Origin of the sequence: Alcaligenes faecalis, assembly GCF_005311025.1 — a bacterium.
Lineage (GTDB): Bacteria > Pseudomonadota > Gammaproteobacteria > Burkholderiales > Burkholderiaceae_B > Alcaligenes > Alcaligenes phenolicus.
In genome coordinates, this window is the sequence record NZ_CP031747.1 from 2495476 (window position 1) to 2511117 (window position 15642).

The window sequence follows — 15642 nt, forward strand, 5'->3', positions numbered from 1 at the left end:
CCACCAGACTCACGGTGGCAGGCTGCCTGTACCCCAGGCCCCTCCCTCCTAGACCCTGTACGGGGTAGACATCATGGAAAATACCGAAAAATTCGCCATGCTGAACCGTTTGCTGTCCGCCGCCACATCCCTGTCGCGCGTCGCCATCTGGTTCGCAGGCAGCCTGACATTGATCAGCGCCCTCTACATCACCGCGGACGTCCTGTTCCGCAAATTCAGTGGCAGCTCTCTGGGCGGCTCGGATGAACTGTCCGGCTATGCCTTTGCCATCAGCATTTCCTGGGCACTGTCCTTTGCCACCCTGCAACGGGCCAATATCCGTATCGACGCCATCTACCAGCACTTACCTGTTCGTCTGGCTGCCCTGCTGGACTGGATTGCTCTGGTGGCCCTGTCTGTTTTCATTGTCTACCTGACCTTGTACGCCACCGACGTGGCCGGCCTGTCCTGGACCAACCAGTCCACCGCCAACACCGCCATGGGCACTCCCTTGTGGATTCCCCAGTTCCTGTGGGTGGGCGGCCTGATCTGGTTGTGCATCGTTCTGGCCTTGATGCTGCTGCGCTCCAGCCTGGCCCTGATTACAGGTGACCTGGTCGGTATCCAATCCCTGTGCGGTATCCGCAGCACCCAGGAAGAAGCCTCTGAAGAAGCCGAGGCTGGCAAACGCATGGTGCAAGGAGACGCCAAATGATTACAACCGCACTGACTCTCTTGCTCGTTCTGATCGGACTGAGCATTCCCGTGGGCGCTGCCCTGGGTGTTTTGGGCCTGATTCTGGACCCGCTGTACTCCATGCTGCCCCTGACCGGCGCATTGGGTGAAATTTCCTGGGGCACCAGCAACGAGTTCCTGCTGGTGGCCATTCCCCTGTTCATCATGCTGGGCGAGATCCTGCTGCGCTCGGGCATGGCTGAACGTATGTACAACGCCATGAGCCTGTGGCTGTCCTGGCTGCCCGGCGGCCTGATGCACGCCAACATTGGTGCCAGCGCCCTGTTTGCCGCCACCTCCGGTTCCAGCGTGGCCACTGCCGCCACCGTGGGCACCGTGGCCCTGCCGCAAATCAAGAAACAAGGCTATAACGAGCCTCTGTTCCTGGGTAGTCTGGCGGCTGGCGGTACCTTGGGCATTCTGATTCCGCCTTCGATCAACCTGGTGATCTACGGCGTACTGACCAATACTTCTGTGCCCAAGCTGTACCTGGCCGGCATCATCCCCGGTTTGGGTATGGCCTTGCTGTTCATGTTGGCAATTGCTGCTGCATGTATGGTCAAACCCAAGTGGGGCGGTGCGAAGATCAAGGCCTCCTGGGGACAGCGTTTTGCCAGCCTGGTGCATCTGGTTCCACCACTGGGTATTTTCCTGCTGGTCGTGGGCTCGATTTACGCCGGGATTGCCACTCCAACCGAGGCTGCTGCCCTGGGTGTGGTCGGCGCCTTGATTCTGGCTGCCTTCTCGGGCCGCATGAGCTGGAACATGATCAAGGAAGTGCTGGAAGGCACCATGAAAGCCACCGCCATGATCATGCTGATCGTGATCGGTTCGGCCTTCCTGAACTTTGTCATGGCCGCCACCGGCCTGACCAACGCACTGACCGATGCCATCACGGGCCTGGGTGTCTCGCCCATGGTCATGCTGCTGATCATTGTGGTGTTCTACCTGGTGCTGGGCTGCTTCATGGAAACCCTGTCCATGATGATCACCACCATCCCTATCGTGGCTCCCATCATGATCGCCCTGGGCTTTGATCCGGTGTGGCTGGGTATTGCCATCATCATTCTGGTGGAAGTGGCGCTGATCACTCCGCCTGTTGGTCTGAACCTGTTTGTGGTCCAGAGCCTGCGCAAGAGCGGCAGCATGAATGACGTCATGATTGGCAGCCTGCCCTTTGTGATCATGCTGCTGGCCATGGTGGGCCTACTGGCTATCTTCCCGGATCTGGCTTTGTGGCTGCCACGCCTGTTCGGTTAATCCCAATCTGTCTTTGAGTAAACGAGTACTGCTATGCGTTTGACCTTTGAACTGGCCCAGGCCACCCACACTGAAATCATCGAAGCTGATTTGCAGCACTGCATCGTGGCCGGCTGGGCTGGCCGCGATCTGGCTGCCATCGAGCACCACATTGAAGAGCTGGCCGAACTGGGCGTACCACGCCCTAGCTCGGTGCCTTTGTACTACCGCATCGCCGCCAACCAGATGATCCAGGATGCCGACATCCAGGTCGTGGGCTCCGGTTCGTCCGGCGAGACCGAAGTGTTTGTGTTCAACCACCAGGGCCGCCTGCTGGTCAGCCTGGCCTCGGACCACACGGACCGCGTGCTGGAAGCCCACAGCGTGGCCCTGTCCAAGCAGATCTGCGCCAAGCCCGTTGCCCGCGAAGCCTGGTTGTTCAGCGATGTGGCCGACTACTGGGACGAGCTGATCATCCGCGCCTACATTCAGGAAGACGGCAAGGAAGTCCTGTACCAGGATGGTCCCTTGTCCACCCTGAAGAACCCGCTGGAGCTGATCGAAGGCTACTTCCAGTCCACCACCATGCCTGAAGGCTTTGGCATGACCTGCGGTACCGTGGGTGCCATTGGTGGCATTCGCCCTGCTACCCAGTTCACCATGGAACTGTATGACCCCCGCCGCGAACGCAGCATCCGTCATACCTACGTAACCGAAATCCTGCCTGAAGTAGCCTAAACTGGCCCAGCCCGCCCCACCCATTTATTTTGCGAGTGACCCATGCTAGCGACTATTACCGAACTGCAACGTGCTCTTGATCGTGGCGAAACCACCTCGGTCGAACTGACCCAGCAAGCCCTGGACCGTATCCAGGACGAAAGCCGTGACGGCGCTGCCACGTTCATCGAAGTGTTTGCTGAACAGGCTCTGGCCGCCGCCAAAGCCTCCGACATTTTGCGCGCTGCCGGTTTGAGCCGCTCGCTGGTTGAAGGTCTGCCCATGTCGGTCAAGAACCTGCATGACATCGCAGGCTACATCACTCTGGGTGGGTCGGCTGTACTGAAAGACGCCGAACCGGCCGAACAGAACGCCACCATTGTGGAGCGCCTGCTGCGCGCCGGTGCCATTCTGATCGGCTCCACCAATATGACCGAGTTTGCCTTCTCCGGTCTGGGCATCAACCCCCACTACGGTACGCCTCGTTCCGTCTGGGACCGTGACAATGCCCGCATCCCGGGTGGTTCGTCCTCCGGCGCCGGTGTGGCCGTCGCTCAAGGCATGTCGGTTTTCTCCATTGGTACCGACACGGGCGGCTCCATCCGTATTCCTTCGGCCTTTAACGGCCTGACCGGTTTCAAACCCACCGCTGAGCGCGTTCCCAGCGAAGGCACCATGCCTTTGTCGCGCAGCCTGGACTCCAATGGCCCTCTGGCTGCCTCGGTAGAGTGTTGCGCCATTGTGGACTCCATCCTGACCGACCAGCCTTATGTGCCCGTGGCAACACCTGCCCTGGACACCTTGCGTCTGGCTGTGCCCAAGACCTTTGTGTTTGACGGCATTGATGAAACCGTGCGCGCCGCCTTTGACCGCGCCATCGCCCTGCTGCGTGAGCAAGGCGCTGTGGTTGAGGAAATCAACTTGCCCGAGTTTGACCAACTGCCGCAGATCAACCGCAAAGGCGGTTTTGTCTGCGCCGAAGCCTGGTCCGTGCACCGCGACACCCTGCAAAGCAAGGGCGAGCAATATGACCCACGCGTGGCCTCCCGCATCCTGCGCGGCAAGGACATCGATTGCGCCGACTACATCGAACTGCAAGACACCCGCCAGGCCTGGATCAGCGCGGTGGAAAGCCGTCTGGAGCGCTACGACGCCGTCCTGATGCCTACCGTGCCCGTTGTCGCTCCCCGCATTGCCGATCTGAAAGAGTCGGACGACGTCTACTTCGCTACTAACGGCCTGGTCCTGCGCAACCCCACCCTGATCAACTTCCTGGACGGCTGCGCCCTGTCGCTGCCTTGTCATGCCGCTGATGAAGCCCCTGTGGGCCTGATGGTGGCAGCCCCTGCCTACCACGACGAACATCTGCTGGCAGTAGGTTCAGCAATCGAACGGGTATTACCCCTGCGCAAACGCTAATCCATTAAGATTTACGTTCCTTCCAGGACGGCCATTCGGCCGTCCTTGTGCTTTTCGTCAGGAGCCTGTCATGAGCACACCCCAGTCCTCCTCCTTGCCCCAGACCCTGACACCCACGGTCTTTCCCTTGGCGGGGGTGCTCATTCTGATTCTGTCTTCCTGGGCCCTGTCGGGTCTGGATGCCAGCGGCAAATGGATCATGGGCTTTGGCGTGCCCCTGCTGGTGATGTGCTGGTTTCGCTACGTCATCCATCTGGGATTAGTGCTGGCGCTGGTCTTGCCGGTCAAGGGCCGCAAGATCCTGCGCAGCTCCCGCCCCAAAGCACAAATTTTGCGTGGCACAGTGATGATGCTGTCCACCTTCTCGTTTTTCAACGCCTTGAGCTATCTGCCTCAAGCCGAAGCCACCTCCATCAACTTTCTGGCCCCTTTGCTGGTGCTGTCTGTTGCCCCCTGGATTCTGAAAGAGCCACCGCGCATCAGTCGCTGGGTAGCTGCCGGAGTCGGCTTTCTGGGCGTGCTGATCATCATCCGGCCTACCGCTGGCCTGCACCCAATAGGGGTGATGTTTGGCTTGATGACCGCCTGTCTGTTCGCCACGCAATTTATCGCAACACGTCGCGTGGCCGTGGACAATTCGCTGACCACCCTGATCTGGAGCGGTGCAGTCGGCAGCATCTGCCTGACCATTGCCTTACCCTTTTTACTGCCCGCCGCCCTGCCTGCCTTAAAAGAGCTGAGCTTTTTCCAATGGTTGATTCTGATTTCGACCGGACTGTGGGGTTGTCTGGGCCACCTGCTGCAAATCCAGGCCTATCAACGCGCCTCGGCGTCTTTGCTGGCCCCGTTTGTGTATCTGCAAATTGTGGCCGCAGCCGCGCTGGGATGGCTGATCTGGGGTCAGTTCCCGGATGTCTTTACCTGGATCGGGATTGCCGTGGTGTGTACCAGCGGCATTGTGATTGGGACTCTGGAGTGGCGGCGCCAGAACAGGTCTGGCGCCTGAGTCCAGGTGGCAAGGCTTAGCGAGACTGCCAGCCCTGCACAAAGACGGCGACGGGCTGACGCTTGGAACCGGCTTTTTGCAGCTCCAGCAAACGCAACACACCTTCACCGCAAGCCACGTCAATGCCTTGGGCACTGACGTTCAGAACCTCACCAGGTTCTGCTGAATGCTTTTGCTCTAGCGCCTGAGCGCGCCAAACCTTCACGGGCTGCTCCAAACCGGGCAGGGACAGGGTGGAGCCAGGCACTGGGTCAAACGCGCGAATACGGCGCTCCAGCTCCTTGGCCGGTTGGCCTAAATCCAGCACCGATTCGGCCTTGGACAGTTTCTCGGCGTAGGTCACACCTTCTTCTGGCTGGGGAGTCGCCTGCAAGGTGCCATCACGCACTTGCTGCAAGGCTTCCAGTAAGGCCTGTGCACCTAGCTGCGCCAAATCGTCATGCAGGGTTGCGGCACTGTGATCATCACGAATCGCCAGCTCGCTGCGCACCAGCATATCGCCGGTATCCAGGCCTTCATCCATCTGCATGATGGTAATGCCCGTGGCCGCATCACCCGCCTGAATTGCACGCTGAATCGGTGCCGCACCGCGCCAACGAGGCAAGAGGCTGGCATGAATATTGAAGCAACCATAGCGCGGCAGCTCCAAAGTCCACTTGGGCAAAATCAGGCCGTAGGCTGCCACCACCATCAGGTCCGGCTGTAAATCCAGCAAGGTCTGGCGGGCCTGGGCTGCTTCCTCGGGATACTTGCCATCCAGACGCAAGCTATGCGGCTGCAGCACCGGGATATTAGCGTTCACAGCGGCTTGCTTGACCGGGCTGGGACTGAGCTTCATGCCACGGCCAGCTGGACGGTCTGGCTGCGTCATGACCAAAGGAACATCAAAGCCCTGCGCTAACAGAGCTTCCAGGGCGATACGGGCAAAATCCGGGGTGCCGGCAAAAACAATACGCATGGCGACTATTGCCCTGCCTTCAGTGCTTCACGCTGCTGCTTGCGCAGACGGCTGCGGATACGCTCACGCTTGAGCACGGACAGGTACTCCACAAACACCTTGCCATCCAGGTGGTCCAGTTCATGCTGAACACACACGGCCAACAGGCCATCGGCTTCTTTCTCGTACCACTCGCCTTTTTCATTCTGGGCCTTGAAGCGAATATTGGCGGCGCGCTCAACCTTGTCGTAGGTATCAGGTACAGACAGGCAGCCTTCTTCGTAAACCTTCAGCTCTTCGCTTTTCCAGGTGATCTCAGGGTTGATCAGCACCAGCAATTCATTGCCGCTTTCCGATACGTCAATGACCACCACGCGCTCGTGCACGTCAACCTGCGTCGCGGCCAGCCCTACGCCGGGTGCGTCATACATGGTCTCGGCCATATCCTTGACCAGTTTGCGAATACGGTCGTCGACCTCCTGCACGGGTTTGGCAACCGTGTGCAGACGTGGGTCAGGAAATTTAAGGATAGGAAGCAAAGCCATTGTCATGTCCGAAGAAAAAGCGATAAGTCGATATAATAAAACAAGTTTCAGGGCGGCACCCGATTGCCCCGGCAGCATATGAAGCCCTAGCCCACAAAGCGGCAGTCACACTGGATACAAACGTCCGGGCCACACAGAACAAAGATCGGTTTCGTGCCACACTACCTTATGCCTGATCATTTTAGCTCGGATGAAATCTCGGAAGAATTGCGTGCCTGGTTGCGCCTGTCGCTGGAGCCAGAGCTTGCGCCCGCCCAGGCCCGGCAATTGCTGGCTGCCTGTGGACTGCCACCGCAAATCTATCAAAGCTCGGTTCAAACCCTGTCGCGCCATCTTCCGGCCGAACTGGCCGTGCAACTAAGCCAGGAACCACTGGACGAGCTGCAGGCGCAGATTGAACAAGCGGTGGCATGGCTCAAGCAAGCCAATCACCATATCGTGACGCTGGCTGACCCCACCTATCCCGCCTCCTTGCTGGACCTGCACGACGCACCTCTGCTGCTTTATGCCAATGGCGATCTGGGAGCCTTGCAACGCAAAGGACTGGCTATTGTGGGAGCCCGCAATGCCACCCAATCCGGCCAGGAAATCGCGACAGATTTTGCAGCTACTCTGGCCGCCAGAGGCTGGTGTATCATCAGCGGCCTGGCCAGCGGCATCGACCAGGCGGCACACAAAGGAGCGTTAAAAGCCGGCCCTTCTTCCGCAGGCACTATTGCCGTGATGGGGACGGGGCTGGACTTGGTCTACCCGGCAGCACACCGCGATCTGGCTCATCAGATCAGCGCTCAAGGTCTCTTGCTGAGCGAGTTTCCTTTGGGCACCCGGGCCATGCCCCATCACTTCCCACGCCGTAATCGCATTGTGGCTGCCTTGGCCAAAGGCGTACTGGTGGTTGAAGCGGCCAAACAAAGTGGCTCCCTGATCACGGCCCGTCTGGCCGGAGAATTAGGCCGAGAAGTTTTTGCCATTCCCGGCTCCATTCACTCCCCTTTGGCTCGCGGCTGCCATGCCTTGATACGCCAAGGTGCCAAACTGGTGGAAAGCGCCCAGGACATTCTGGATGAACTGGGCAATGTGCAAGGCGACTTCAATCTGGATACGGCTCCACAAACTGGTTCAAAACCCAATCCTTATGAAGCCTTGCCCGAGGAATTACGCCCTATTCTTGAGCGCATTGACTTTGCGCCCCTCAGCCCCGAACAGCTGATGCGGCGCACAGGCCTGCTGGCGACCGAACTGCCCGCCGTTCTGGCTGAACTGGAGCTGGCAGGCTGCATCGAGCCCCTGGCAGACGGACGCTTTCAACGCTTGAAACCTTAAAGACCATAGGGCAGTTCCTAGGACGCCAGCCCTGGCCTTCAAGAGGTATCATGACGATTACGTAAGGGCCTTCCAGCCCCAGCCATCTACCCCTCCAGGAAACTTCATGTCATACCCATCACGCGTCAAGATTGTGGAGGTCGGCCCTCGGGACGGCCTGCAGAACGAAAAAGAATTCATCCCCACCGACATCAAGGTCGAACTGGTCAACCGCTTGTCCCACGCCGGTTTTGTGAACGTGGAAGCCGCGTCCTTTGTCTCGCCCAAATGGGTGCCGCAAATGGCGGACGGCGCAGATGTAATGGCTGCTATCGACCGACGTCCCGGTACGATTTATTCGGTTCTGACCCCCAATATGCGTGGTTTTGAAGATGCCCTGGCCGCCAAGGCTGACGAAGTGGTGATCTTTGCCGCCGCCAGTGAGGCATTTTCCCAGCGCAATATCAATTGCAGCATCGAAGAATCGCTGGAGCGCTTTGCCCCGGTTGCCCAGGCTGCCAAAGAAGCCGGTTTGCGTCTGCGCGGCTCCATCAGCTGTTCTTTCGGCTGTCCCTATGAAGGCGCTGTGGCTCCCTCCAATGTGCTGAAAGTGGGCAAACGCCTGATCGAACTGGGCTGTGACGAGATCGACGTGGCCGACACCATCGGCGTAGGCACGGCCCGCCAGGTGTATGACGTCATGCGCATGGTAACCGAGCACATTGACCCGGCTCATGTGTCCGGCCACTTCCACGATACCTACGGCCAGGCCATCGCCAATATCGTTGCTTCCATGCAAGCTGGCATCCATATTTTTCACAGCTCCGTAGCCGGTCTGGGCGGCTGCCCCTACGCCAAGGGGGCAACCGGCAACGTCGCCACTGAAGACGTTCTGTTCCTGATGCAAGGCCTGGATATTGAAACCGGCATTGATCTGAACGCCGTGGTAGACACGGGACAATGGATTTCGGCTCATTTGAAGCGTAAATCGGCCAGCAACGCCGGTAACGCTCTGGCCGCCCGCAAGCAAGGGGCCGCCGCGTGCTGATGAGCCAAGCTCCCTCGAAAGAGGAAATTGATGCCATGTTGAAGGATCTGGGCTCGCTTCCCATTCAAGGCCGTTCCTGGCCCAAATGGGTAGCAGCCAGCGCCTGGATTGTGCTGGCCCTGATCGGCGTGCGTTTCGCGCTGGTGGCCAGCTCCCCACAAGGGGCCACCATCAGCCCCGTCCTGGCGGGCTGCCTGGTCCTGCTGTTTACCGGCCTGATTCTGATTGCCTGGCACATGTGGCACGGCGTCACCACGATTGACCAGAATGGCATACGCCAGAACTGGATCATGAAACGGGAGGTGCAATGGCAGGATATTCACTTTGCCAAATTTGTACCTCTATTCAACTCAAAGCGCCTGATCTGCTTTACCCGGCGTGGCCGCCCTGTGATTTTTCAGGGTGCCACACAGGATCTGCAAGTGGCCTTTGCCAAGATTTCGCTTGTATTGCGGCGCAAGAGCTAAGTCTCTCTGTTTGCCCCATACGGCTAACCATATGGGGATAAACCGAGAACCGTGCGTTGCAGTTAAGCAGCCTATCTATCGCCGTGTTCCAATACACGGTGATACCTACACCGAGAGTTCAGGGCAGCCCATATCGCCGGGCGAGGCAAAAAACATATCAACGTCATCTCCCCCAGATCAAACAGTCAATAAAAAAGCAGCTCTCAAAGAGAGCTGCTTTTTGCATATCGCAAATCCCGAAAGAATTAACGAATAGGCAGACCGTAGATCAGGCCACCGTCGATCCACAAGGCGTTCAGGCCACGTTCGATTTGCAACGGGCTACCTTTACCCACGTTGCGCTCGAAGGACTCACCGTAGTTACCAACTTGCTTGATGATGTTGTAAGCCCATTTTTCGTCCAGGCCCAGGTTTTTACCGGCACCGGGAGTCACGCCCAGCAAACGCTGGATATTGGGGTTGTTGCTCTTGAGCTTCTCGTCCACGTTGGCAGCGGTCACACCCAGCTCTTCGGCGTTGAAGCTGGCCTGAATGGACCATTTCACAATGTTCAGCCAGGCATCATCACCCTGACGGACGAATGGGCCCAGCGGCTCTTTGGAAATGATTTCAGGCAACACCAGGTAGTCGTCCGGGTTCTCCATTTTGGAGATACGGATCGACGCCAGACCGGAAGCGTCGGTAGAGAACACATCACAGCGGCCAGCCACGAAAGCGTTAACCACTTCGTTGAACTGCTCGATTACTACAGGCTTGTACTCAACCTTGTTGGCACGTGCCCAGTCAGCCATGGTGTTTTCGTTAGACGTGCCAGTCTGCATACAAACCGTGGCACCGTTCAATTCCTTGGCGCTGGATACGCCCAGTTTCTTGGACACCAAAAAGCCCTGACCGTCGTAGAAGTTGATACCGGCGTGGATCGCACCGACAGCGGTGTCACGCTGCTGAGTCACGGTGGTGTTACGAGCCAACAGATCAATCTCACCGGACTGCAGAGCCGTAAAGCGCTGCTGCGAGTTCAAGGGCACCGCCTTGAATTTGCTGGCGTCGCCCAGGGTGGCGGCGGCTACCGAGCGACACACGTCGATATCCAGCCCCGTCCACGTGCCCTTGTCATCAGGGGCAGAAAAACCGGCAAATCCGGTGGTCACACCACACAGCACGTGACCGCGCTGTTTGACGTTGTCCAGGGTGTCGGCGTGGGCAACAGGCATGCTGGCCATCAAGGCCAGGACTACAGCAGAAACTGGCACAAAGCGCATCGGGCTCTCCTCAAAGATATAGGTATTGACTATTTTCCAGCATAGTACCGCAGCCCGACTGCTACTTGTGTGCATATCTACATGGCTAATTAATCGTAGCTGCGTTGGTCCTCGATGACTTTACCATCCCGAGGCAAGGCTCCTGGCTCCATGAACTCCACCTGGGCACGCAGTTTGGTAATTTCACGAATCGAGTCGGCCAAAGCGCTTTCCAAGCCCTCAGGCTTGGCGGAGACTTCAACTTGGAACACCATCTGATCCTGGCCGCTGGCACCACGCACCACCAAGCGCGCCTGGCCCAGCTCCTTGTGACGCAGACGAATCTGCTCCACCTGCCCTGGATGCACAAACATGCCGCGCACCTTGGTGGTCTGGTCAGCACGCCCCATCCAGCCGCGAATACGCTGGTTGGTACGACCGCAGGGAGACTGGCCGGGCATGACAGCAGACAAGTCTCCTGTCCCGAAACGCACCAGCGGATAGTCGGGGTTAAAGGAGGTCACGACCACCTCGCCCACTTCGCCCGGCGCAACCGGCTGGCCTGTACCAGGACGCACAATTTCCAGAATCAGGTTTTCATTGAGCACCAAGCCTTCGCGGGCCTGGGTTTCGTAGGCAATCATGCCCAGATCGGCACTGCCATAGGCCTGATAGCCTGCCACGCCGTGCTCACTGAACCACTTTTGCAAGGAAGGCGGATAGGCTTCGCCGGAGAACAAGGCCTTGCTCAGCCCTGGCAGAGCAATCTGCATGGACTGGGCTTTTTCCATGATGATCTTCAGGAAACTGGGGGTACCGGTATAACCATGTGGACGCAAATCGGCCATGGCCTGCACTTGCTGTTCGGTTTGACCCACGCCGCCTGGAAATACCGTGCAGTCCAGGGCATGTGCGGCGGTTTCCATCATGGAGCCAGCCGGAGTGAAATGGTAAGAAAAGCAGTTGAAAATCAGTTCCTCGCGGCGGAAACCAGCCGCGTACAGTGCGCGCGCAAAGCCCCAATAATCCGGGCGACGGCTTTCTGGCTCGTACATGGGACCGGGCGAGGCAAACACCTTGCGGGCCGCACCCCAGGCAATGGAGGAAAAGCCCCCGAATACGGACTGCGCGTAATCAGCCGATGGCCCGCCCGAGCGAGCCTGCTCACGTGCTTCCAGCTGAGCTTTCAGCAGCTCGCTTTTACGAAACACCGGAATGGCCAGCAGATCCTCGCGGCTGCGCACGGCGGCCAGATCAACCGAACCCAGTTGCTTGGCAATCGCAGGGGCCCCTTTTGCGGCCGCTTGCAAGACCTGCGGCAAACGGGACAGTAAATCGGCTTCGCGCTCGTCCGGCTCCAGGGTTTCGCGCTCGTCGTAATATTCGCTCATCTCTCCTCCAGTGGGATGAATTGGCATTCAAACACTCCCGCGCCCAGCCGACGTTCTGTCCGCAGACAGACAGGTGTCGATACCAAGCTCTGCTACCACACCCCGTGTAGCCAGAAGCTGCCCAAAACTAAAAACGTCAAAAGGGGTCAGGGCGGCACCTTGTGTGCATCCCGATCGGTGGCCTGCTCCTGTGCTGATCCTGCTGCTTTCAATACAGGCCAGGCCCTGCTGATACATTGGAAATCCTTGGGAGTTAAGCCAGCCAGCGCTTGCGTCGTCGATAAAATTTATTGTCGCGAAAGCTCTTGCGCTCGCCCCCGGACACGCCCAGATAGAACTCCTTGACGTCTTCGTTCTCGGCCAAGGCCTGGGAGGGTCCATCCATCATGACGCGGCCGTTTTCCAGGATGTAGCCGTAGTCGGCATACTTCAGAGCCACGTTGGTGTTTTGCTCGGCCAGCAAGAAGCTGACGCGCTCGCGCTGATTCAGGTCACGCACGATCTCGAAAATTTCTTCCACCACCTGTGGTGCCAGGCCCATGGAGGGTTCATCCAGCAAGATCATGCCCGGGTCGGCCATCAAGGCACGGCCAATGGCACACATTTGCTGCTCCCCGCCCGAGGTATAGCCGGCCTGACTGGTACGGCGCTGCTTCAGACGCGGAAAATACTGGTACACCTTGTCCAGCTCGGCGCTTAAATCGCCGCGTGACAAGGTACGGGTATAAGCCCCGGTCAGCAGATTCTCTTCAATGCTCAAGTGCGCAAAACAGTGGCGCCCTTCCATCACCTGCACCACGCCGCGCTTGACCAGATCCGCCGGAGTCAGTTGGTCAATACGTTCGCCACGCAGATGGATCTGGCCTTTGGTCACATCGCCACGCTCGGCGCGCAGCAAATTCGATACGGCCCGCAAGGTCGTGGTTTTACCGGCACCGTTGGCGCCCAGCAAGGCAACAATCCGCCCCTCTGGCACACGCAAGGACACGCCCTTGAGCACCAGAATGACGTGGTTGTAAATCACTTCGATGCCATTGACGTCCAACAAGATGGGCGTCTCATCCACTTGGCCTACGGTCTCACTCATAATCTTCCCCACGCAATGCAGTGCCCAGGGCGAACCCTGGGCGCCTGGGTTTAGCCTTCGCAGGTGCGAGGCGTAATTTTCTTCTCGGCGGCGTATTTAGCCGACATTTCCTTGACTAAAGGATCGACAAACTTCTTGTCGGACTGATACCAGTCGGACACGACGTCGAACTTGCTGCCGTCCCACTGCACGATACGGGCCCAGTCATCACCCATGTGGTTGTTGCACGAGGTTTTGACGGGACGCATGATGCCTTCAAAGCCCAGCTCTTTCAGGCGTGCTTCGTCCAGATTCAGGTTCTCGAAGCCCCAGCGCACTTGCTCGGGAGTCATGTGCTGACCTTTGCCGAACTTCTCTTGTGCGGTGCGGATAGCCTCAACCTGCATCATGGAGATCATCATGCCGCGGGTGTGAGCCAGCGTGCCGACGTACTTGTCACCGTTTTCAGCGCCTTTGCCTTTGGCGTGCATCTCGCGCACAGCGTCATGCACCGGACCGTCCCCAGCACTGTTGTGAATGGTGATGCCCTTGTAGCCCTTGGCGGTCTGGCCCAGATCGACCACATCGCTCTCGGAAGCTGCCCACCAGATGCCGTAGATCTTGTCGCGTGGGTAACCCACAGCCTGAGCTTCACGGATGGCGGTAGGCGTCATGATCCCGGCGCTCCACAGCAGGACGAAGTCAGGACGGTTCTTGCGCACTTGCAGCCAGGTGGATTTCTGTTCCACGCCAGGGGCGGTCACAGGGTACAGATCCAGCTTAAAGCCTTGTTCCTTGGCGCGTGCTTGCAACAGGGCGATAGGCTCCTTGCCGTACGGCGAGTCGTGATAAACCAGAGCAATGCGCTGGTCCTTCAGCTTGTCCTCGCCCACTTGCTTGGCGATGTCCTGGATCATGACGTCAGCCGCAGTCCAGTAGGTACCCAGCAGCGGGAAGTTCCACTCGAATACCGCACCGTTAGCCGAGTGCGACAGGCCGTAGCCCATGGTTTCAATGGTCACGCCATCGACAAAGGCCTTGTCAGTCAGCGCGAAGGTAATGCCCGTGGACTGGGTATCAAAACCCGAAGCGCCCCCGTTCTTGCCTTTCATGCGCTCGTAGCACTCCACGCCACGGTCGGTGGCGTACGCTGTTTCACACTCTTCGTATACCAGCTTGACGCCATTCACACCGCCGTCACGTTCATTAACCAAAGCCAGATAGTCCAGCTTGCCGTCCGCCCATGGAATACCCAGTGGGGCAAAGGAGCCGGTGCGGTAGGTCAGCAAGGGAATGTACTGTTCCTCGGCTGCTACAGCGGCTGTACTCATGGTCAGCATTGCAGCGCAAGCACTCAAACCGAGCACAGCGCGTTTCAGTCGTGTTGTCATCTCCTGGTCCTCCGATAAGTACCATTTGTCTAAGTACCCCGTCCCGATGGCGGGGCTGTTGTTGTAATGAACTGCCTACCTGCTGTTAATGGGGGAAGGGCCACAAGCGCAGCTTTTCCTTACCAATACTCCAGAGTCGAGCCAAACCGTGTGGCTCCACAATCAAGAAAAATACGATCAGGGCACCGAACACCATGTGTTCAATATGCGAGGCTGTATCCACGCCAATGGACACACCAAACCAGTGCGGCACGTTGGTCAGGAACACGGGCAGCAAGACCATGAACGCGGCACCGAAAAAGCTGCCTACGATCGAGCCCAGACCCCCGATGATGACGATGAACAGCAACTGCAAGGAGCGGTTCAGGTCAAAGGCCAGCGGCTCCCAGGAACCCAGGTGCACAAAGGCCCACAAGGCACCGGCCACACCGATGATGAAAGAGCTGACGGCAAAGGCGGTGAGCTTGGCGTAGACCGGACGAATACCAATCACTTCTGCGGCCACGTCCATGTCACGAATAGCCATCCATTGGCGGCCAATCGCACCACGCACCAAATTCTTGGCCAGCAGAGCAAACACCACCACGAAGATCAGCACGAACAGGTACTTCTGCATGGGGGTTTGAACCGGCAAGCCAAAGGCGCTCAAGGCAGGCACCGACACGTTGCCCGAAGGCGAGTAGTTCGTGAAGAAAGCAATACGCAGGAAAGCCCAATCCACAAAGAACTGTGCGGCCAAGGTTGTGACGGCCAGGTACAAGCCACGGATACGCAAGCTGGGAATACCGAAAGCCACGCCTACCAAGGTGGCGAACACGCCGCCCAGCAGGATCTGCAGGACCAGTGGCAGCTCCGGAATACGGACACCAAAGTTCCAGGCGGCATACGCACCCACAGCCATGAAAGCACCCGAACCGATGGAAATCTGGCCGCAATAGCCCACCAGAATGTTCAGGCCAATCGCTGCCAAAGACAGGATCAGAAAGGGGATCAGAATAGCTTGCAGGAAGTAGTTGGATGCCATGGCTGGCACCAGCAGGAATGCCACCAGCAACAAACCCAACACCACATAGCGATCCTGGCGGATGGGAAAAATCTGCTGGTCAGCCCGATAGCTGCTTTTGAACTGACCATTTTCGCGGTAAATCATATCGACTCC

Annotated in this window: 15 protein-coding genes; 8 read left to right on the forward strand and 7 right to left on the reverse strand. The window is 58.2% G+C overall.

The window, feature by feature from the left end:
- Positions 1 to 73: 73 nt before the first annotated feature.
- The 5 genes from D0C27_RS11545 (at position 74) to D0C27_RS11565 (ending at position 5095) form a co-directional block, all read left to right on the forward strand.
- The gene (locus tag D0C27_RS11545; protein ID WP_137431036.1) at positions 74 to 694 is read left to right on the forward strand and encodes a TRAP transporter small permease subunit; all 621 of its coding nucleotides are present in this window, start codon (positions 74 to 76) and stop codon (positions 692 to 694) included.
- A complete protein-coding gene (locus D0C27_RS11550) occupies positions 691 to 1974 on the forward strand; it encodes a TRAP transporter large permease (RefSeq protein ID WP_035268536.1) in 1284 nt (427 codons plus the stop codon). The genes D0C27_RS11545 and D0C27_RS11550 overlap by 4 nt, the downstream gene beginning before the upstream one ends.
- Positions 1975 to 2007: 33 nt before the next feature.
- On the forward strand, positions 2008 to 2691 hold the full coding sequence (locus tag D0C27_RS11555) for a DUF2848 domain-containing protein (RefSeq protein ID WP_009460123.1): 684 nt from the start codon (positions 2008 to 2010) through the stop codon (positions 2689 to 2691).
- Positions 2692 to 2733: 42 nt separating this feature from the next.
- Positions 2734 to 4089, forward strand: coding sequence for an amidase (locus D0C27_RS11560; RefSeq protein WP_042484585.1), 1356 nt, complete (start codon positions 2734 to 2736; stop codon positions 4087 to 4089).
- A 70-nt stretch (positions 4090 to 4159) separates the two neighbouring features.
- Entirely contained in the window at positions 4160 to 5095 is a 936-nt protein-coding gene (locus D0C27_RS11565) for a DMT family transporter (protein ID WP_137431037.1), read from the forward strand.
- Between the two features lie 16 nt (positions 5096 to 5111).
- Here the strand turns inward: D0C27_RS11565 and fmt are convergent, their stop codons facing one another.
- Both fmt and def read right to left on the reverse strand, forming a co-directional pair.
- A complete protein-coding gene (gene fmt / locus D0C27_RS11570; protein ID WP_035268544.1) occupies positions 5112 to 6053 on the reverse strand; it encodes a methionyl-tRNA formyltransferase in 942 nt (313 codons plus the stop codon).
- A gap of 5 nt (positions 6054 to 6058) precedes the next feature.
- Complete coding sequence (gene def / locus D0C27_RS11575; RefSeq protein ID WP_009460127.1) at positions 6059 to 6577, reverse strand: peptide deformylase; 519 nt, start codon at positions 6575 to 6577, stop codon at positions 6059 to 6061.
- 168 nt (positions 6578 to 6745) lie between these two features.
- On the opposite strand from def, the gene dprA reads away from it, so the two are divergent.
- From dprA to D0C27_RS11590, 3 genes are all read left to right on the forward strand, one after another.
- The gene (dprA, locus tag D0C27_RS11580; protein ID WP_137431038.1) at positions 6746 to 7900 is read left to right on the forward strand and encodes a DNA-processing protein DprA; all 1155 of its coding nucleotides are present in this window, start codon (positions 6746 to 6748) and stop codon (positions 7898 to 7900) included.
- A 106-nt stretch (positions 7901 to 8006) separates the two neighbouring features.
- Positions 8007 to 8927 carry a hydroxymethylglutaryl-CoA lyase gene (locus D0C27_RS11585; RefSeq protein WP_137431039.1) on the forward strand — a complete coding sequence of 307 codons (921 nt, stop codon included), beginning with the start codon at positions 8007 to 8009 and terminating at the stop codon, positions 8925 to 8927.
- Complete coding sequence (locus D0C27_RS11590) at positions 8927 to 9394, forward strand: hypothetical protein (protein ID WP_137431040.1); 468 nt, start codon at positions 8927 to 8929, stop codon at positions 9392 to 9394. Before D0C27_RS11585 ends, D0C27_RS11590 begins: the two co-directional genes overlap by 1 nt.
- 245 nt (positions 9395 to 9639) lie before the next feature.
- Here D0C27_RS11590 and D0C27_RS11595 read toward each other — a convergent pair whose 3' ends face one another.
- From D0C27_RS11595 to D0C27_RS11615, 5 genes are all read right to left on the reverse strand, one after another.
- Entirely contained in the window at positions 9640 to 10617 is a 978-nt protein-coding gene (locus D0C27_RS11595; protein WP_240688350.1) for an amino acid ABC transporter substrate-binding protein, read from the reverse strand.
- A gap of 128 nt (positions 10618 to 10745) precedes the next feature.
- A complete protein-coding gene (locus D0C27_RS11600) occupies positions 10746 to 12026 on the reverse strand; it encodes a phenylacetate--CoA ligase family protein (protein WP_060186532.1) in 1281 nt (426 codons plus the stop codon).
- 253 nt (positions 12027 to 12279) lie between these two features.
- Positions 12280 to 13113 carry an ABC transporter ATP-binding protein gene (locus D0C27_RS11605; RefSeq protein ID WP_035268554.1) on the reverse strand — a complete coding sequence of 278 codons (834 nt, stop codon included), beginning with the start codon at positions 13111 to 13113 and terminating at the stop codon, positions 12280 to 12282.
- Between the two features lie 50 nt (positions 13114 to 13163).
- Positions 13164 to 14432 (reverse strand): ABC transporter substrate-binding protein, encoded by a 1269-nt coding sequence (locus tag D0C27_RS11610; protein WP_009460132.1) that lies wholly within the window; start codon positions 14430 to 14432, stop codon positions 13164 to 13166.
- 136 nt (positions 14433 to 14568) lie between these two features.
- The gene (locus D0C27_RS11615) at positions 14569 to 15633 is read right to left on the reverse strand and encodes a branched-chain amino acid ABC transporter permease (RefSeq protein WP_009460133.1); all 1065 of its coding nucleotides are present in this window, start codon (positions 15631 to 15633) and stop codon (positions 14569 to 14571) included.
- Positions 15634 to 15642 lie beyond the last annotated feature (9 nt).